This is a genomic window from Mycobacterium sp. P7213 (assembly GCF_900604305.1).
In the GTDB taxonomy this organism is placed as follows: Bacteria; Actinomycetota; Actinomycetes; order Mycobacteriales; family Mycobacteriaceae; genus Mycobacterium.
This window is the reverse complement of the sequence record NZ_UWOA01000005.1, coordinates 67569-86227: the sequence shown is the minus strand read 5'-3', so window position 1 is coordinate 86227 and position 18659 is coordinate 67569. Positions and strand designations below refer to the sequence as shown.

Sequence of the window (18659 nt, the reverse complement as noted above, 5' to 3'; positions counted from 1 at the left end):
GCCGGTCAGCTGCGGCGCTGCCGAACCTTGTAGGTCGAGGGCCACGACACCCGGGTGTCGTCGCCTGACAGCGGTGTTCCCTTGGTGCCGACGGTGACGTTGTAGGCTTCCTCGCCGGGGGCGACCTCACGGTTGGCGTGTTCGGTGGCCAGGTAGTACAGCTGATCGATCTCCAGGTCGACGAAGGCGACAAAGCTCGTCTTGCGCACCGCATCGCCGAAGCCGGCCGTCATGTGATCCGCCACGATCCGCGATGCGATCGCCGCGGCGGCCAGAACTGTAAACGGAATGACCCAGCAGCACAGATAATTCAGCGGTGTGCCGGCGCCGGGCAGCAGGAGCGCTGGGATCACCGCCGAGACGAACATCGCCGTCACAGCGCCCAGCCAGATCCACGTCACCCGGTGCACGACGGGACCGAACAGCTCCGACTGCGCCACCGCCGCCGGCAGATCCGCCTTCACGACGGCTTCCACCACCGATCTGCCCAGCGCGATGCCGGCGAGCAGCGTCGCGAACAGTCCGGCGACACTCAATGCCAGCACCCAGTGCTGCGCCCCGGTCAACGCCAGCGGCGATACCGCCAGCACCGCGAACGTCGCAACGGCCCCGATGCCCAAGAGGCGTAACGACGAGCCGCGGCCGCTGACCACGACGCTGAACGCAAAGACCAACGCCACCGCCGCCGCGATCACCGGTGGCGCGTTGCCCACCAGCACCCAGTACACCGCCCAGGGTGCAAACCACACCAGCACGCCCACGCACGGCAGTATAGGGGCTTACCGTTGCCTCAACGGCAAGGTGAACTGCTCCGGGACGCTCCGATCAGGCGTCCAGGGTGTAGCCCATCGGCATTAGCACGCTCTTCTGCTGAGTGAAGTGCTCGACGCCCTCTTTGCCGTTCTCCCGGCCGATGCCGGAGTTCTTGAAGCCGCCGAACGGGCAGCACGGGTCGAAGGCGTACCAGTTGATCCCGTAGGTGCCGGTCCGGATCTTGCTCGCGATCTCGATCCCGCGCGGGACATCGGAGGTCCACACGCTGCCGGCCAGTCCGTACACCGAGTCGTTGGCGATCGCGATCGCGTCGTCCTCGGTGTCGTAGGCGATGATCGACAGCACCGGCCCGAAGATCTCCTCCTGGGCGATCGTCATGGAGTTGTCCACGTCGGCGAACACGGTCGGCTCCACGAAGAAGCCGGAGTCCAGCCCCTCGGGGCGGCCGCCGCCGCAGACCAGCCGGGCGCCTTCCTCAATGCCCTTGGCGATGTAGCCCTCGACGCGCTCGCGCTGCTTCTCGCTGATCAGCGCACCGATCTGAGCGCCCGGGTCATCCGGCAGGCCGACCGGCAGCGCGGTGACGAAGTTTTTGACCGCCTCCACGACCTCCTCGTAGCGCGAGCGGGGCGCCAGGATGCGGGTCTGGGCGACACACGCCTGCCCGGTGTTCATGATCCCGGAGAACACCAGCATGGGGATGGCCGATGCCAGGTCGACGTCCTCGAGGATGATGGACGCCGACTTGCCGCCGAGCTCCAGCGTGCACGGCTTGAGCAGGTCCGCGGCGCGCTTGCCGATCTCCTTGCCGACGGCCGAGCTGCCGGTGAAGGAGAAGATGTCCACGCCCGGGTTGGAGGTCAGCGCCTGACCGGTCTCGGCGCCGCCCGGCACCACCGAGAGCACGCCTTCCGGCAAGCCCGCGTCGGCGAAGGTCTGCGCCAGCAGGTTCGCGCTGAACGGTGTCTCGGCCGCAGGCTTGAGCACCACCGTGCAGCCGGCCAGCAGGGCCGGCCCCAGCTTGTTGACCGCCAGGAACAGCGGCACGTTCCACGCGACGATCGCGCCGACCACGCCGATCGGTTCGCGGCGCACGATCGTCTGACCGTAGGCGCCGGTGCGGATCTCTTCCCAGCTGACCTCGTCGGCGGCCGGGCCGGCGAAGAAGTTCAGCGCGCCCAGCGAGCTCATCCAGTGCATTGTCTCGACGCTCAGCGGGGGCTGGCCGGTCTCGGCGCCCAGCAGCGCGGTGAACTGGTCTTTGCGCTCTTCCATCAGCTTGATCGCGGCGGCGATCACCGCGGCCCGCTCGGCGGGCGGGGTGGACGGCCACGGGCCGGAGTCAAACGCGGTGCGCGCGGCGGCCACCGCCGCGTCCACATCTGCTTTGGCAGCCAGCGGCACCTTGCCGACATACTCGCCGGTGGCCGGGTTGTGCACCTCGATCACCTGATCGGTGGACGGGGCGGTCCACTTGCCGCCGATGAAGAGGGTGTCGTATTCGGTGATGCTGGAGTCGGTCATGGGCGCCACCCTACCTAGCCGACGGACGGATTAGAACACGTTGCAGTCAATCCGTTATTCCGTTTGCAGCACCAGCACCAGGTTGCTCACACCGAACTCGCGAATCCCTGGCACCTTGGTGATCGACCACGCCCATCGCGGGTGATAACGGGGGAAAGCTGCGACCAGAGCGCCGGTGTGGCGAGCCCACTCCAAGCCCTCGGCGGCAGACACCGCGAACAATGACGAGCCGTAGTTGTTCTTGGGCGGGTGGCCGTGCCGGCGGGTGTAGCGCCGGGCGGCTCGCTGTCCGCCCAGGTAGTGGGTCAGGCCCATCTCGTGACCGCCGAACGGACCCAGCCACACCGTGTAGGACAGCACCGCCAGCCCGCCGGGCCGGGTGACCCGCAGCATCTCGTTGCCCAGCTGCCAGGGCCGCGGCACGTGCTCGGCGACGTTGGAGGACAGGCAGATGTCCACGCTGGCGTCGGCGAACGGCAGCGCCATCCCCGAGGCCCGCACGAACGTCCCCGCGGCGCCCGCGGGCCGAGGGCCCGCCGCGTGCACTTCCCCGGGGTCGGGTTCCACGCCGATATAGCGCAGCCCGGCCTCGGCGAAAGCGGTGGCGAAGTAGCCCGGACCGCCGCCGACGTCGAGGACGGTCTTGCCGGCCGGATCGTCGCCGCAGACTCCGCGCCACAGTTCGGTGACCATGGCGGCGGTGTCGTCGGCCAGCGCACCGTAGAACCGGTCCGGCGCGGTCTGCTCGTAGCGGAACTGGGACAGCAGGCGCACCGAACGGGCCAGCGTCGCGCGTCGCGCGAACAGGTCGGTGGCAGCCACCGAGCCAGCCTAGGCCGCCAGTAGGCCGACTACCCTGGTCGGCGTGTCTGCTGTCCGCTCGGTCCTGCTGCTGTGTTGGCGTGACACCGGGCATCCGCAGGGCGGCGGCAGCGAGACCTACCTGCAGCGCATCGGCGCCGAGCTGGCCGCCGCCGGTGTGACAGTCACCCTGCGCACCGCCCGCTACCCGGGCGCGCCCAAAGACGAGGTCGTCGACGGCGTGCGCATCAGTCGGCGCGGCGGCCCCTACACCGTGTATCTCTGGGCGCTGGCAGTGATGGCGGCGGCGCGCATCGGGCTTGGACCGCTGCGCGGGCTGCGACCCGACGCGGTGATCGACACCCAGAACGGGCTGCCGTTCCTGGCGCGGCTGATCTACGGGCGGCGGGTCGCGATGCTGGTGCACCACTGCCACCGCGAGCAGTGGCCGGTGGCGGGCCCGGTGCTGAGCCGGATCGGCTGGATGGTGGAGTCGAAACTGTCGCCCTGGCTGAACCGGCGCAACCAATACCTGACCGTGTCACTGCCCTCGTTGCGCGACCTGATCGAGCTCGGAGTCGGTCCCGAGCGCATCGCGGTGGTGCGCAACGGCCTCGATGAGGCGCCGCCGGCAACGCTGACCCGCCCTCGCTCGCCAACGCCGCGGGTGGTGGTGCTGTCTCGCCTGGTGCCACATAAGCAGATCGAGGACGCGCTGGACGCGGTCGCGGCGTTGCGTGCCCACGTGCCGGGCCTGCACCTCGATGTCATCGGCGGAGGTTGGTGGAGCGAGCGGCTGGTGGAGCACGCCGCCGAACTCGGGATCACCGACGCGGTCACCTTCCACGGCCACGTCGATGAGGTCACCAAACACGAACTCGTGCAACAGGCCTGGGTGCATGTGTTGCCGTCCCGCAAAGAGGGCTGGGGCCTGGCCGTCATCGAGGCGGGCCAGCACGGTGTGCCCACCATCGGCTACCGGGCCTCCGGCGGGTTGTCCGATTCGATCGTCGACGGAGTCACCGGGACCTTGGTCGACGATCGCGACGAGCTGGTCGAGCAATTGCGGCGATTGCTGGCGGATGCCGTGCTGCGCGAGCAGCTCGGCGCCAAAGCGCAGGACCGCAGCGCAGAGTTCTCCTGGCGGCAAAGTGCCGAAGGCTTGCATGCCGTGCTGGCGGCCGTCCAGGAACGTCGCTACATCAGCGGTGTGGTCTGAGGCGGTAGCTCCCTAAGCGGTGCGCGGCCAGGGTTGGAGCTGCTCGATCTGAGCGGCTAGGCCTAGCAGGGTCCGCTCCGAGCCGGGTTTGCCGACCAACTGCACGCCGACGGGCAGACCCTGGCGGTCGAGTCCGGCGGGCACGTTCATTGCGGGCCAACCGATGATGTTCCACGGTGCGGCGAAGGGGGCGTAGCGAGCGTTGGCGACCAGCGAGGCGAGCCAGCCCCGCTGCGCCCAGCGTCGTGATCTGATCGGCGGTTGAGCCAGCGTCGGCGTGACCAGGACATCGGTGTCGGCGAAGAAGTCCAACGCGCGCCGCCGCCATACCTCGCGTCCCTTGGGGCTCGCGAGTCCCCGCTTCACGACGGCGTCTCCGATCCGCACATGGATGCGGTTGCGGCGCTCCAGTAAGGCGACGTTCGTCGAAGCGTGTGCATCGGCAGCAGCTCCTGCCGTCCATAACGCCAGTGCGGTCGTGTTCATCAGCGTGGCCGGGTAACGCGGGGTCGCCGACCGAATGCGGTGGCCGCCGCGAAGAATTTCGGCAGTCCGATGGACCGCCTCGGTCCAACCGCGTGCCACCGGCGTCGCGAGGCTGGGAGCCGTGGTCGACACCGCGATCCGCAGGGTGGGCGGATCGATCAGCGCCGCGGCACCGGGATCGCAGGCCAGGACCGAGAACATCAGCGCGGCATCTGCGACCGTGGTCGTGAGCGGCCCGTTCTCCGACATACCTCCCCAGGATGTGTGTGCCTCGCCGACCGGCACCACCCCGTGCCCAGGTTTGAGGCCCACCAAGCCGCAGCACGCAGCCGGGATCCGAATCGAGCCCATGCCGTCGTTCCCGTGGGCGACGGGGACTGCTCCCGATGCGACCGCAGCCGCGGAGCCCCCGGAGGAGCCACCCGGCGTCCGCTGCGGATTCCAGGGATTGCGGGTGACGCCGAATACTGAATCGGTTGCGCCCCAGACGCAGAGCTCGGGGACGCGGGTCAGTCCGACGATCACCGCGCCGGCGGCGCGGAGGCGACGAACCACCTCGTGATCGGTTGTTCGCGGTGCCGCGCTGGTGGCCAGCGAGCCCTCCCGCATCGGTTCCCCGGCTACGGCGATGTTGTCTTTGATGGCGATCGGAACGCCCGCCAAAGGAAGTGAGCCGCGGTCGTCGCGAGCGTCGATCAGGTCCGCCTCGGCCAGCGCGGCGTCGGTGCGGATCACCTGCCACGCGTTGAAGGCCGGCTGGGTCTGCTCGATCCGGTGCAGCGCTTGCTGTGTGGCGGCTCGCGCCGTCAGAGATCCGCTCTGAACTGCGGCCGCAATCTCGGTCGCGGTGAACTCCACGCCGAGACCCTATCGCGCGCACCCGCGTCCTACCGGCTCATACTGGCCGAAGGAATTGTGCGGAAGCTGGAGGTGTGTCGATGCCCGACGATCGCGCTACGCCGGTGCTGCTTTACGACGGTGTCTGCGGGATCTGCAATCGATCCGTGCAGACCATCCTGCGGTTCGACCGGCGCGGCACCCTGCGATTTGCCGCATTGGAAGGTGACTTCGCGCGCGAGATCATCGAGCGCCATCCGGAGCTGCGAGACATCGACTCGATGGTCTTCGTGGCGAATCCCGGCCGGCCCGATGAGCACATCGATGTTCGATCGGCGGCGGCACTGCGGGTGCTGAGCTACCTGGGTGGGCCATTCCGGCTACTGCTCGCGGCGCGCATCATCCCGGCAGGTCTGCGGGACTGGCTCTACGACCGCTTCGCCGCTGTCCGTTATCGGTTAGGCGGTCGGTACGACACCTGCCCCATCCCCGGGCCCGGTGTACGGGCCCGCTTCCTGGACGCCTAGGTGTCCGTCCCGGCATATGTAGTCGACACGGTCACGGCGGTCAGGTTCGGGGGGAACCCCACCGGCCTCTGCGCGAGGCGGGCAATTGCGGGTCCGCGCTGACGGCGATGGTGTCATCCTGACCGGTCACGCCGTGACCGTCTTTCACGGCGCACTTCGCCGGTGACCGGGCAAGCGTCGTCGTATCGCCGGCGCCGCCAGCCCTCCCGCACCCACCACCAGCATCGCCAGCCACCCCAGATGCGTGGCCATCGCGGCCCGGCGCGGTCCGGCCGACGCCTTCGGCGCGTGCCCGCCGACCCGGTAGAGGGTAAGACCGGAATCTCGATAGGCGACGGGAAGCCTGTTCAGAGTTTCTGCCGCAGCACCCATTTCGCCGTCCGTATCGGACTCCGTGACCACCCAACCCACGCCTTTGACGCCGAGCGTGGCCGGCTCAGCGCCCGACAACAGTGCCTGCTGGACTTCGCGGGCGTGGCTACCCTCGCCGGTCACGGTCTGTCCGCCGACGGTCAGGTCGCCGGTCGCGAGCACCTCGGCGCGCACCCACCGGGGCAGCGGATCGAGCACCGGAGCCCGCCCCGCCCAGGGGAAGTGGCGCATGGTGTCGGCCGGCAGCACGGCCACCGGGCGCGGGTCGGCATTGATCTTGGCCGCCACCGCCGCCCAACCGGGCGGGTAGTGCACTGGCGTGAGCCGCCCGGCCACCCCCCAGGCCAGGTCGGGCAGGACGACGATCAACGCGATGCAGCACACCAGCGCCGCCCGCGCCGGTGCCAGCCGGTCTCGCAGCCCCATGACCGCCCCGGCGCCGGCCAGCAGGTAGCCCGGCACCGCCAGTGCCACCCACTTCTGACCGTCACGCAGCACCCCGAGCCCTGGTGCGATGTCCGTCGCCCAGCGCAGCAACGCCAGCCCCGGCCCGGTCGCCAGCAGGGTGAACACCAGCACTGTCGAGCCCGCTAGGATCAGTAGCGGCCGCACCGCGGGTAGGTCGCGCACCGACGCCCAGCCCAGCCCCAGTACCCCGATGAACACCGCCGTCGCCAGCAGCGCAAAAGCCGTTCGTCGCGAACCGGGTACCGCCTCGGCGTTCCAGATCCCGCCGAGCCCGGCGAGGCTGCCCAGGGTGCCCAGGCCAGGCTCGGCGCGGGCCGCGAATGCCGCCACCCCGGTGGACTCGCCCTGCGCCGAGCCCGGGCTGAGCACCACCGCCATCAGCCATGGCAACGCGGCGGTCGCGGCGATCGCGCCCGCGCTGGCCGCGCACCACCAGCGCGGCGGCCCGGACCCGGGCGCCGCGACACACGCCAGCGCCACCACCGCCGCCAGCAGCAACCCGGTGGGTGTCAAGCCGGCCAGCGCCAGAAAGAACACCAGGCTGAACAGCCCGGCGGTTCGGCGAGGCTCGCCGGAGTCGGCCCCCGGGCCGGCGCGCAAGCCCAGCATCGCCGCCGCCACCCATGGCAGGCAGCCGTACCCGACCAGCAGGCTCCAATGGCCCTGCAGCAGCCGCTCGGCCACATACGGGTTCCAGATCACCACCGTGATCGCCACCAGTTGACCGGGCAGTCCGGACCCCGGCAGTACGGTCGCCACCAGCCGTGCCGCCCCGCATCCAGCAAGCCACAGGCCCATGAAGAGTAGCGCCTTGACCACGGTCCCGCCGTCGATCAGCCGCGACGCCAGCGCCACCGCGAAGTCTTGGGGTACCGCCCGCGGGGATGCCTCACCCAGCCCGAGGGCGGCGCCGGTCAGATATGACCGCGGTGTCGAAACCGCGTCGCGCAACAGCAGATAACCCGGGCGCAGCAATGGCGCCAGGATGAGCAGTGTCAGCCCGAGTGCATAGCACGGCGCGATCCAGGCTCTGGCGCGCACCACCGCGCAACTACGGCTGGTCGGGAGCCGAATCCGGGGTGCCCCGTTCCGGGGGGCTCGACTCCGGTGGCGTCGCCGGGCGGTCCAGCTGGGGACGTTGCGCCGGGATCTTCTCGGTCTCGGCTTCGGCACCGGACGGGCGATCGGCCGTCGGCGCCTTGGGCGCGAAACCGCCGAAGAATCCACCGTCGGAGCCGTGCCGGTCGCTGCGGCCCAGCGCGGCCTCGGCCGGCAGGCTGAACCAGCCGACCAGGACTCCGCCGATCAAGCAGATCAGCCCCGCCGCGGTGAAGGTGATCGGCAGGACCCGGGACCACAGTGCCACCCGGTCACGTTCGTTGCGCGCCGCGTTGACCTGCTGCTCGATGGTCTCCTCGGAGCTGGTGACCGTGTAGTCGGCCAGTGCGATCTCCGGCTTGAGCGCGTCCCGGGCGTAGTAGTGGTTGGCGTGCAGCTTCGACTTGACGATGGTGCCCGAGACGGGGTCGACCCACATGGTGCGCTGCGCGGCGTAGTACCGCGTCATCGTGACGTCCTCGTCGGGGTCGGCGCCTTCGATGTTCCAGAGTCGGGCGGGCGCGGTGATCTCACCGTCTTCGTCGTGGCCGTAGAGCGACGGGTAGCGGACCGGCTCGGTCAGGCTGCCGTCGTTGTCGTAGCCGACGTTCTGGACGAACCGGTAGGTAGTCAGCCCGTTGACGTCGTCCTCACCCTCGTAGTTGGCCTCGTAGGCCTTCTGCGCGATCGGGTCGAAGTACTGGTAGGACTGCTTCTTGGTGTCGAAGGGGAACCGGTACGACAGTCCCTCGTGCGGCAGGGCGATGTTGGTGGGCGGGCTCTCGTCCTCAAAGTTGCGCGGTCGCTGCACCGAGCCACCCGGGTGTGTGTCGTCCGAAACCGCCTCGGCGGTCGTGCGGTTCAGCGTCACGGTGTCGACGATGGCCAACAGCAGCCCGGTGTCCTTCTGCCGGTCCGCGCGCCGCAGCGACGAGCCGACCTGCAGGGTCACCACGTCGGCATTGGCGGGCGACTCGACCCCGATCTGTTGCTGGGACACCAGCGGCACGTCCTGGTCGACGACGGCGTGCTCACTGCCGAGAGACTCCGGGTCCAACGCGGCGCCGCTGCCGTTGCCGATCAGCGTGACGTCGATGTCGAGCGGGATCTTGGCGATTTTGCCCACCGTGTAGGTGGACAGCAGCAGTGCCGCAACCATCAGGGCGGCGCCGAGGCCCATGACTGCGCATGCCGCGATACGCATCATGATTGCTCGGTTCACGTCGCCGCATCCTCCTTTTGTCCCGGTACCCAAATTTGTTTGACCCTAACAGCAGCAGCCGCAACAGCTACTGTGTGTCCATCGATGCCTCGGTCGGAAATCAGATGAGTCAGCAGGTGGGTGGCGTACGTAGCTTCCTGCCCGCAGTCGAGGGTATGCGCGCCTGCGCGGCTATCGGGGTCGTGATCACACACGTCGCGTTTCAGACCGGACACTCGTCGGGGATCAGCGGCCGGATGTGGGGTCGTTTCGACATGGCGGTCGCGGTGTTCTTCGCGCTGAGCGGATTTTTGCTGTGGCGTGGGCACGCGGCGGCCGCGCGCGGACTGCGTCCGGCGCCGCGCACCGGGCATTACCTGCGTTCACGGGTGGTGCGGATCATGCCGGCCTACCTGGTGTCGGTGGTGGTGATCCTGGCGCTGCTGCCCGATGCCGGCGGCGCCAGCCTGGTGGTGTGGCTGGCCAATCTCACGATGACCCAGATCTATGTGCCGCTGACTCTGACCCCGGGCCTTACCCAGATGTGGAGCCTGGCCGTGGAGGTCAGCTTCTACGTGGCCCTGCCGCTGCTGGCACTGGCGGCGCGGCGGTTGCCGGTGCGCGCCCGAGTACCGGCGATCGCCGGCGTGGCGTTGCTCAGCCTGGGGTGGGGGTTCTTGCCCATCCACACCCCCTACGGGGTGAATCCGTTGAACTGGGCGCCGGCCTACGGCTGCTGGTTCGGGGCGGGCATGCTGCTGGCCGAGTGGGCGTACAGCCCGGTAGGGCGGGTGCACCGGCTGGCCCGTCGGCGGCTGCCCATGGCAGGGGTGACTCTGGTGGCGTTCGCAGTGGCGGCCTCGCCACTGGCTGGGCCGGAGGGGCTGACTTCGGCCACCGTCGGTCAGTTCATCGTGCGCACCGCGATGGGCGGGGTGCTGGCGTGGGCGTTGTTGGCGCCGCTGGTGCTGGATCGGCCCGACACACCGCACCGGTTCCTGGCCAGCGCGCCGATGGTGACGTTGGGCCGCTGGTCCTACGGAATCTTCATCTGGCACCTGGCGGCTCTCGACATGGTGTTCCCCGTCATCGGCCGATTCGCCTTCACCGGTGATATGGCGGTGGTGCTGGCGCTGACGCTGGTGTTCACCGTCGCCATCGCCGCGGTGAGCTATGCCCTGGTGGAGCAACCGTGCCGCGAGAAGCTACGAGGTTGGGAGACCCGGCATCTGCGGGAGCGCTCCGATGCCGATCAGGCGGCCTTGCCCGACGGGGTGTACTCGGCGGAGTCGCTGGTGAATTCGGGCGTGCCGTAGGCGGCCAGTCGTCGCTTGAGCAGCCTGAGTATGTAGGCGTTGGTCAGCCGGCGCAGGCCCGGGGTGCGCACAGCGCGCTGCACCACCAGCAGGCGACCCGTCACGAACGGAGCCGTCAGGGCGATCCGCGCGTAGTCGCCGGCGCTGAGCGTGACGCTCATCTTCTTGGCCACGTCTCGCCTGCCGCCGCAGAACGTCTTGACGAAAAAGGCCTTGCTGTAGCTCTTCTCCACCGCATCGGCGATGCGCTCACGCAGCGTCTGCTCCTGGCGCAGGTAGGCGGCCATGGTCGAGCGGACCAGTTCCCCGCAGGTGGCGTCGTCGAAGTCGTCGCGCAGTAGCGCAGCGCGGGCGCTGAACACCCGGATGATCTCATCGGGCGTGGTCGGCAGCAGTTCTTCCGGCAGGCCGAGGAGCACGCAGCGATAGCGGGTGAACTCGACCTGGGCGCGCTCGCTCGGGGTGAATTCGGTGCGTCCTTTCCGGCGGGCGTCCATCGCCAGCACGAAGAGGTTGATCATCCCGGCCGGCATCTGGTCGATCTGCGGAATCGGCAGCCCGTAGATGTCGATGTCCCATTTCGGCGATCGCTTGAGCGCGTTGAAGCGGACCATCGAGTGCATCAGCCGCACCATGGCCGCGGCCTCGAAGCCCGGGCCGTGCCGGTCCAGCGCGCCGGGCAGCGTGGTGACGGCGAAGAAACTGGTGGTTTCGTTGACCCGCCCGGCGGCACGCTTGCCCGACAGTGCGCCGGTCAGCGCCATCGGCAGCGCGGCATAGGTGTTGAGGAAGGTCGCGATGAACGCACCGCGGACGACGAAGGGTGCCAACAGCGCCATCGGGAGACGGGAATGCTCTGCTCCCTTACGCACCAGATCCATGTCCAGCCAGTCCGGGGTGGCCTCCATGTCGGCGATGAACGCAGCCAGCTCCGGCGGGGCGTCGGGCACCGCGTCGACACCGTGGCGGCAGGCCTGCTTGAGCATGCCGATCAGGGTGCTGACGCTGTGCTGGCCCATCAATGCGGCGTAGGAGTCCGACACCACGTCGCCCAGCCAGGTGGCCGTCGTGATCAGCTCGACGGCGGCATCGTCGGCCAGCAACTTGGCCCGGGTGGCGGGGTTGCCCGGCAGGGACGCGACGTCGTCGGGGGAGGCGGCCGTGCGGTAGGGCTGCACGTCGAAGTCCAGGTCGCCGTAGAGCTCCGGCAGCAGCTCGGCCTGCCGGCGAACGCGCTGGTACAGGTCGGGGTAGTGCGTGGGCATCCAAGACCTCCGGTGAACGAATTTCGGCCGCACTATGGCACAAATTCATGTAATTGTGTCACAATAACAGGTGCGAAGACCCGCCGACAGACCCGCTGACCTACCTCGCGTCGGCCCAGCTCACCGCGCAGCATGACAGGATGAACGCCATGGGAAGTCCGGCAACGGTCAAGGTCGCCGATCCCATGACTGGCACGGCGGGCGCCATCCTCGCGGCCGCCCGCGTGGAGTTCGCCCGGCATGCCTTTCGTCGCGCCAACATCGATGCGGTCGCCCAGCGCGCCGGGGTGAGTCGCCGCACGCTGTACCGGCACTTCCCCACCAAGGAAGCACTGTTCGAGCAGCTGGTGGAAACCGACACGCAAGCGCTGTTCGTCGAACTCGGCAACGCCGCCCGCGCGCAGGACGCCCGCGGCGCCATCGTGGAATGCTTCACCCTGGCCATGCGCCGCATCACCGAGAGTCCGCTGGCGACCGCGGTCATCGAAAGTGAGCCGGAACTGCTCATCGGAGTCAATACCCCCAGCGGTGAGAAGGCGCTGGTGCGTGCCAGCCATCTGGTCGCCGCGACGCTGCGTCTCTGTGGAGTCGGCATGCCCGACGATGAGGTCCTCACCACCGCCGAAATCCTGGTGCGGCTGGTCGCCTCACTGCTCACCAACAGGGCAGGGGTCCTCGACATCAACGACACCGCCGCCGTTCGCAAATTCGCCCAGACTTACCTCGCCCGACTGGTCTGGTAGCCGGCGGGCACCCGGACCCGTTACGCCAGCTGTCCAGCTGGCGTGTAATCCTTTGCATCGCTGGTGAATTCGGGCTTGCCATAGGTCTTGAGCCGACGCTTGACGAGCCGCACCAGGTAGTCATCGGTGATCTGGCGGAGTGCCGGGATCCGATTGGCGCGCCGAACCACCAGTAGGCGCCCGATGATGAACGGCGCCGTCACGGCGATCCGCAGGTAGTCGGCCAGGCCGATCGGCACTCCCTTGTCCTTGGCCACGGCGCGGTCGCCGTTGCAGAAGGCCTTCGTGAAAGCTGCCTTGCTGTAACTCTTCTCGACGGCATCGGCCATGCGTTCCCATCGGGTGTCGACGGGTCGCAGATAGGCGGCCATAGTCGAGCGCACCATCTCGCCACAGGTGGCGTCGTCGAAGTCCTCACGCAGTAGCGCCGCGCGGGTGTGGATGAGGTGGATGATCTCGGTGGGCGTGGTCGGCAGGAGCTCCTCGGGCAGCCCCAGCAAAAACGCGCGGTAGCGAGTGAATTCGACCTGGGCGCGCTCGCTCGGCGTGAATTCGGTGCGCCCTTTCCGGTGGGCGGCCGTAGCCAGCAGGTAGAGGTTGATCATTCCGGCCGGCATCTGGTCGACCTGGGGGACGGGGACGCCGTAGACGTCGACGTCCCACTTGTCCGAGCGCTTGAGCGCGTTGTAGCGGACCATCGAGTGCATCAGCCGCACCATGGCGGCCGCTTCGAATCCGGGGCCGTAGCGGTCCAGAGCGCCGGGCAGCGTGGTGACGGCGAAGAAGCTGGTGGTCTCGTTGACCCGGCGCGCGGCGCGGCGGCCGGACAACGCGCCGGTCAGCGCCATCGGCAATGCGGCGTAGGTGTTGACGAAGGTCGCGATGAAGGCGCCTCGGGTGACGAACGGCGCCACCAGGGCCGCCGGGATGCGGGCGTGCCGTGCACCCTCACGCACCAGATCCATGTCCAGCCAGGAGGGCGCGGCTTCCATGTCGGCGATGAACGCCGCCAACTCCGGCGGCGCGCCGGGCACGGCGTCGATGCCTTCGCGGCAGGCCACCTGGAGCATATCGATCAGAGCGGAAACGCTGTACTCGGACATCAGTGCCGCATAGGGATCGGCCACCACGTCGCCCAGCAGGGTTGTCGTGCAGATCAGTTCGACGGCTTGTTCGTCGGCCAGATAGGGAGCGCGGTCGGCGACCCACTGCGGCAGCGCCGAGAGGTCGCCCGGGTCGGTGGTGGTGCGGTAGGGCTGCGCGTCGAAGTCGATGCCGCCGTAAAGGCCCGGCTGCAGCTCGCGCTGACTGTGAACACGGCGCGCAAGCTCGGGGTAGTGCGTGGGCATCCGACCTCCGGTAACTAACATATTGTTAGTTACAGGTAACAGGCCGTTATTTATGCTGTCAACTATGACTTTGGCGCAGTCGCGGCGGCGGATGACGGCCGAGGCTCGGCGTAGCCAGATCCTCGACGTCACCCACGCGATCGTGGATGCGGAAGGCTTCCACGCCGCCACGCCGAATCGAATAGCCCGCGAGGCCGGGATCAACCGCTCGCTGCTCTACCAGCAGTTCGGTGACCCCGCCGGCCTGTTCGTCGCGCTGATCGATCGCGAAGCCGCCCGCGCGGGCGCCCAGTTCGCAGAGGTGATCGCCGAAGCGGCGGAACCCGGGGGCGACGGCGACCTGGCCGGCAGATTCGACAGCGTGGTCAAGGCCGCCGACGCCCATCCCGCGACCTGGCGGCTGTTCCTGTTCCCCCCGCAGGGCGCGCCGCCGGAACTGCATGAACGCCTTGCGCAGGCGCAAGAAGTGGTGCGCGGCTATCTGGCGGGTGAGTTGCTGCGTGTCTACCCGGACCTGCCGGATCCCGACTACACCGCCCGCGTGCTACACGCAGTCGCCCGTGAACTCCTGCAGTTGCGCCTCAGCGATCCCGACGCCGCCACCCACGAGCGGTTGCACGCGCTGGTCCGATCATTGGCGCTACGTGCTGCGACACCGGCACGGTGAAAGTCACGGTGCGGCCTCAGTAGCCGCCGGAGTGCTCGAAGATCTTGCGCGGGTTGTCGACCAGCATGGTGCGCAGCTGCTCTTCGGTGACGCCGCGCTGCCGTAGCGCCGGAATCACGTCATTGTGGATGTGCAGGTAGTGCCAGTTCGGTGCGGCCACTGAGCTCAGATCGCCGGGCAGCGCGTCGAAATAGCAGTTGGCGTCGTGGGAGAGCACCATCTTGTCGGCATGGCCGCGCTCGCACATGGCCGCCACGGTGTTCACGCGCTCCTCGAACGGCAGGATCAGGTCGATGCCGAAGCGGTCCATGCCCAGATACGATCCCGCCGCGATCAGCTCCTCCAGGTAGCCCAGATCGGTGCTGTCCCCGGAGTGCCCGATCACCACCCGGGACAGGTCGACGCCTTCTTCTTCGAAGATGCGCTGCTGCTCCAGGCCGCGGCGAGTGCCGGCGTGGGTGTGCGTGGAGATGGGCGCGCCGGTGCGGCGGTGGGCGTTGGCCACCGCGCGCAGCACCCGCTCGACGCCGGGAGTCACGCCCGGTTCGTCGGTGGCGCACTTGAGGATTCCCGCCTTGATCCCGGTGTCGGCGATGCCGGACTCGATGTCGCGGACAAACATGTCGGCCATGATCTCGGGTCCGTCCAGCATGGTTCCGGGTCCGCGATAGTGGTAGAAGAACGGCACGTCGTTGTAGGTGTAGATACCGGTGGCCACCACGATGTTCAGGTCGGTGCCGGCGGCCACGCGGGCGATCCGTGGGATGTAGCGGCCCAGTCCGATCACGGTCAGGTCGACGATGGTGTCGACTCCGGCGGCCTTCAACGCGCCCAGTCGGGCGATCGCGTCGGCCACCCGGGCGTCCTCGTCGCCCCAGGCGTCCGGATAGTTCTGGGCGATCTCGGTGGTCATGATGAACACGTGCTCGTGCATCAGGGTGACGCCGAGGTCAGCGGTGTCGATGGGCCCGCGCGCGGTGTGGCATTGCGACATGGCTCGATCGTATGGAGATTGGCGCGGCGGGCGGTTGCCTTCGCCGAGAATGCCTAGTGGTGCTCCAGCAGATTGTCGCGGATCCGCGCGTAGGAGTGGGTGAACAGTTCCACCTCGCGCGGACTGAGCGAGTCGAACAGACCGGCCCGCACCGCGTGCACATGGCCCGGCGCCGCCGCACGCAACTTGTCCATGCCCGACTCGGTGAGCTCGGCGTACTGGCCGCGCTTGTCTTCTTCACACTTGACCTGGTGGACCCAACCGGCGTCGGTCAGCCGTTTGACCGCTCGGGTGACCCCGCTGCGGGTCGTCACGGTGATGTCGGCCAACGCATTCATCCGCAGCCGGCGGTCGGGCGCTTCGGACAGCAGCGCCAGGATCTCGAAGTCGGACAGGCTCAGTCCTGAGTCGCTGACCAATTGTCGGTCCAGGTTGCGCAGCAGCAGGCGCGTGCTGTCGAGGTAGCCCCGCCACATCTGCTGCTCCTCCTCGGTGAGCCAGCGTGTCTCCATAAGACCTAAATATAGTTGACTAATTCACAATTGTCCAGGTGAATATCGGGTTTAGATGGCTAGGAGATGCGGGAATTGACCACAAAATAGTTGCGTTGACAACTATCAGCTAGAGTAGTGAGCAACGCACAAGGAGGGCCGCAATGGCGAGCACCGGTATGCAGTTCGGCATTTTCACCGTCGGCGACGTGACCGTCGACCCGACCACCGGTCGTGCGCCGACCGAAGCCGAGCGGATCCGGGCGACCGTGGCGATCGCCAAGAAGGCCGAGGAAGTCGGCCTGGACGTCTTCGCCACCGGCGAGCACCACAACCCGCCGTTCGTGCCGTCGTCGCCGACAACCCTGCTGGGTTACATCGCGGCACAGACTGAGCGTATTCAGCTGACCACCGCCACCGCCCTGATCACCACGAACGACCCGGTGAAGATCGCCGAGGACTACAGCGTGCTGCAGCACCTCGCCGACGGCCGGGTTGACCTGATGCTGGGGCGTGGCAACACCGGACCGGTGTACCCCTGGTTCGGCAAAGACATCCGGACCGCGCTGCCGCTGACGGTGGAGAACTATCAGTTGCTGCGCCGGCTGTGGCGCGCGGACGTCGTCGACTTCAGCGGTGAATACCGCACTCCGCTACACGGATTCACCCTGGCGCCGCGGCCGCTCGACGGAGTTCCCCCGTTCGTCTGGCACGGCTCTATTCGCACCCCCGAAATCGCCGAGCTGGCCGCGCACTTCGGTGATGGCTTCTTCGCCAACCACATCTTCTGGCCGGCGTCGCATACCAAGCGGATGGTGCAGCTCTACCGGCAGCGCTTCGAGCACTACGGTCACGGCGGTGCCGATCAGGCGATCGTGGGCCTGGGCGGTCAGGTGTTCCTGCGACCCAACAGCCAGGATGCGATCAACGAGTTCCGGCCGTACTTCGACAACGCCCCGGTTTACGGGCACGGCCCGAGTCTGGAGGAGTTCAGTGAGCAGACCCCGCTGACAGTCGGCTCGCCGCAACAGGTGATCGACAAGACCCTGAGCTTTCGGGAATACGTCGGCGACTACCAACGCCAGCTGTTCCTGGTCGATCACGCGGGCCTGCCGTTGAAAACGGTGCTCGAACAGCTCGACCTGCTGGGTGAGCAGGTAATCCCGGTGCTGCGCAAGGAGTTCGCCATCGGACGGCCCGCGCACGTGCCCGGCGCGCCGACGCACGAGTCTCTGGTCGAGGCTGCGCGGCTATCCGAGATCCAGGAGGCGTCATGAAGTTGATCGTGGTCAGCGGCGGCCTGCGTGAGCCGTCGTCCACTCGGCTGTTGGCCGACCGGCTCGGTGCGGCGGTTCGCGCCGAGCTCGGCCGGGACGATGTTGCGGTGCTCACGCAGGTAGTCGAGCTGCGTCATCTGGCTCGGGCGATCACCGACGCGATGTTGACCGGTTTCGCCGCACCGGAACTGGAGGCGGTGTTCGACGCGATCGCGGACGGTGACGGGGTGATCGCGGTGACGCCGACGTTCAACGCGACGTTCAGCGGGCTGTTCAAGTCCTTCTTCGACGTGCTGCCCGAGCAGACCCTGGCGGAGAAGCCGGTACTGATCGCGGCGACCGGCGGTACCGAGCGCCACTCGCTGATGCTGGACCACGCCCTGCGTCCGATGTTCTGCTATCTGCATGCGCTGGTATCACCTACCGGGGTGTTCGCCGCCACCGCAGACTTCGGCGCGGACGGATCCGGCTCAGGCCTGTCCGAACGGATCGCCAAGGCGGCCAAGGATTTCGCCCGGCTGTTGCGGGCGAGCGGCGCACGGCCGCACCAAGACCAGTTCAACGACGAGCTGACCGAAATTCAGGGCCTGCTGACCGGCACGCGCTGACCGACACGACCCAACAATCAAAGGAGTGATGGCAATGACGAAGTTGGCGGTTATCTACTACTCGGCCACCGGCCACGGCACCAAGATGGCCGAACGGGTGGCCCGGGCGGGCGAGGCGGCGGGCGCCGAGGTCCGCGTGCGTCATATCGAGGAGACACGCGACCCAGAGACCTTCGCTCACAACCCGGCGTGGAGCGCCAACTACGAGGCGACCAAGGATCTGCCCGCGGCCAGCGGTGACGACATCGTCTGGGCGGACGCCGTCATCTTCGGGTCCCCGACCCGATTCGGTTCCCCCGCTGCGCAATTCCGGAACTTTCTGGACGGGCTGGGCGGGCTGTGGGCCAAGGGCCAACTCGCCGACAAGGTCTACGCCGGCTTCACCTCGAGTCAGACCGCCCACGGTGGGCAGGAGGCCACGCTGCTGAATCTGTACGTGTCCCTGATGCATTTCGGCGGCATCCTGGTACCGCCGGGCTACACCGACCCGATCAAGTTCGCCGACGGCAACCCCTACGGTGTCGGGCACATCACCGGACCGAACAACCAGAACGAGCTGGACGAGCCCACGCTGGCCGCACTCGACCACCTGGCCACTCGGGTGGTGGGCGTCGCCGCCAAGGTCGCGGCGGGGTGATGACT

The 18659-nt window shown here is 68.2% G+C and carries 18 protein-coding genes; 8 read left to right on the top strand and 10 right to left on the bottom strand.

Translation table 11 applies throughout. From position 1 onward, the window contains the following. Positions 1–5: 5 nt before the first annotated feature. The 3 genes from EJK91_RS03380 to EJK91_RS03370 form a co-directional block, all read right to left on the bottom strand. Complete coding sequence (locus EJK91_RS03380) at positions 6–761, bottom strand: hypothetical protein (RefSeq protein ID WP_125078253.1); 756 nt, start codon at positions 759–761, stop codon at positions 6–8. 64 nt (positions 762–825) lie between these two features. Beyond that, the gene (locus EJK91_RS03375) at positions 826–2298 is read right to left on the bottom strand and encodes an aldehyde dehydrogenase (protein ID WP_036458026.1); all 1473 of its coding nucleotides are present in this window, start codon (positions 2296–2298) and stop codon (positions 826–828) included. Between the two features lie 54 nt (positions 2299–2352). Then, positions 2353–3120, bottom strand: coding sequence for a class I SAM-dependent methyltransferase (locus tag EJK91_RS03370; RefSeq protein WP_046302416.1), 768 nt, complete (start codon positions 3118–3120; stop codon positions 2353–2355). Between the two features lie 43 nt (positions 3121–3163). On the opposite strand from EJK91_RS03370, the gene EJK91_RS03365 reads away from it, so the two are divergent. Further along, entirely contained in the window at positions 3164–4318 is a 1155-nt protein-coding gene (locus EJK91_RS03365) for a glycosyltransferase family 4 protein (RefSeq protein ID WP_024442697.1), read from the top strand. Between the two features lie 12 nt (positions 4319–4330). On the opposite strand, the gene EJK91_RS03360 is transcribed toward EJK91_RS03365, so the two are convergent. Next, positions 4331–5662, bottom strand: coding sequence for an amidase (locus tag EJK91_RS03360; RefSeq protein WP_024442698.1), 1332 nt, complete (start codon positions 5660–5662; stop codon positions 4331–4333). Between the two features lie 80 nt (positions 5663–5742). Here EJK91_RS03360 and EJK91_RS03355 point away from each other — a divergent pair, with 80 nt between their 5' ends. Next, positions 5743–6168 (top strand): thiol-disulfide oxidoreductase DCC family protein, encoded by a 426-nt coding sequence (locus EJK91_RS03355; protein WP_024442699.1) that lies wholly within the window; start codon positions 5743–5745, stop codon positions 6166–6168. Positions 6169–6312: 144 nt separating this feature from the next. Here EJK91_RS03355 and EJK91_RS03350 read toward each other — a convergent pair whose 3' ends face one another. Further along, positions 6313–8052 (bottom strand): hypothetical protein, encoded by a 1740-nt coding sequence (locus EJK91_RS03350; protein WP_125078252.1) that lies wholly within the window; start codon positions 8050–8052, stop codon positions 6313–6315. A 7-nt stretch (positions 8053–8059) separates the two neighbouring features. Then, positions 8060–9328 (bottom strand): DUF3068 domain-containing protein, encoded by a 1269-nt coding sequence (locus EJK91_RS03345; RefSeq protein ID WP_081654481.1) that lies wholly within the window; start codon positions 9326–9328, stop codon positions 8060–8062. Positions 9329–9432: 104 nt separating this feature from the next. Between EJK91_RS03345 and EJK91_RS03340 the strand changes: the two genes are divergently transcribed. Continuing rightward, the gene (locus EJK91_RS03340; RefSeq protein WP_024441372.1) at positions 9433–10623 is read left to right on the top strand and encodes an acyltransferase family protein; all 1191 of its coding nucleotides are present in this window, start codon (positions 9433–9435) and stop codon (positions 10621–10623) included. On the opposite strand, the gene EJK91_RS03335 is transcribed toward EJK91_RS03340, so the two are convergent. Further along, positions 10560–11888 (bottom strand): oxygenase MpaB family protein, encoded by a 1329-nt coding sequence (locus EJK91_RS03335; protein ID WP_024441373.1) that lies wholly within the window; start codon positions 11886–11888, stop codon positions 10560–10562. The two genes, EJK91_RS03340 and EJK91_RS03335, sit on opposite strands and share 64 nt — an antisense overlap. A gap of 149 nt (positions 11889–12037) precedes the next feature. On the opposite strand from EJK91_RS03335, the gene EJK91_RS03330 reads away from it, so the two are divergent. Further along, positions 12038–12631 carry a TetR/AcrR family transcriptional regulator gene (locus EJK91_RS03330; RefSeq protein ID WP_046301655.1) on the top strand — a complete coding sequence of 198 codons (594 nt, stop codon included), beginning with the start codon at positions 12038–12040 and terminating at the stop codon, positions 12629–12631. Positions 12632–12651: 20 nt separating this feature from the next. Here EJK91_RS03330 and EJK91_RS03325 read toward each other — a convergent pair whose 3' ends face one another. After that, entirely contained in the window at positions 12652–13980 is a 1329-nt protein-coding gene (locus EJK91_RS03325) for an oxygenase MpaB family protein (protein WP_024441375.1), read from the bottom strand. Positions 13981–14071: 91 nt separating this feature from the next. Between EJK91_RS03325 and EJK91_RS03320 the strand changes: the two genes are divergently transcribed. Then, positions 14072–14647 carry a TetR/AcrR family transcriptional regulator gene (locus EJK91_RS03320; protein WP_024441376.1) on the top strand — a complete coding sequence of 192 codons (576 nt, stop codon included), beginning with the start codon at positions 14072–14074 and terminating at the stop codon, positions 14645–14647. Positions 14648–14663: 16 nt separating this feature from the next. On the opposite strand, the gene EJK91_RS03315 is transcribed toward EJK91_RS03320, so the two are convergent. Beyond that, positions 14664–15641: a phosphotriesterase gene (locus EJK91_RS03315; protein ID WP_024441377.1), complete on the bottom strand. Its 978-nt coding sequence runs from the start codon at positions 15639–15641 to the stop codon at positions 14664–14666. Positions 15642–15694: 53 nt separating this feature from the next. Continuing rightward, a complete protein-coding gene (locus EJK91_RS03310) occupies positions 15695–16153 on the bottom strand; it encodes a MarR family winged helix-turn-helix transcriptional regulator (protein WP_125078251.1) in 459 nt (152 codons plus the stop codon). Positions 16154–16311: 158 nt separating this feature from the next. Here EJK91_RS03310 and EJK91_RS03305 point away from each other — a divergent pair, with 158 nt between their 5' ends. The 3 genes from EJK91_RS03305 to wrbA are packed head-to-tail and all read left to right on the top strand — an operon-like array spanning position 16312 to position 18654. Continuing rightward, positions 16312–17409 carry an LLM class flavin-dependent oxidoreductase gene (locus EJK91_RS03305; protein ID WP_125078259.1) on the top strand — a complete coding sequence of 366 codons (1098 nt, stop codon included), beginning with the start codon at positions 16312–16314 and terminating at the stop codon, positions 17407–17409. Continuing rightward, complete coding sequence (locus EJK91_RS03300; RefSeq protein ID WP_024441380.1) at positions 17406–18017, top strand: FMN reductase; 612 nt, start codon at positions 17406–17408, stop codon at positions 18015–18017. The genes EJK91_RS03305 and EJK91_RS03300 overlap by 4 nt, the downstream gene beginning before the upstream one ends. A gap of 34 nt (positions 18018–18051) precedes the next feature. Next, positions 18052–18654: an NAD(P)H:quinone oxidoreductase gene (gene wrbA / locus EJK91_RS03295; RefSeq protein WP_125078250.1), complete on the top strand. Its 603-nt coding sequence runs from the start codon at positions 18052–18054 to the stop codon at positions 18652–18654. Positions 18655–18659 lie beyond the last annotated feature (5 nt).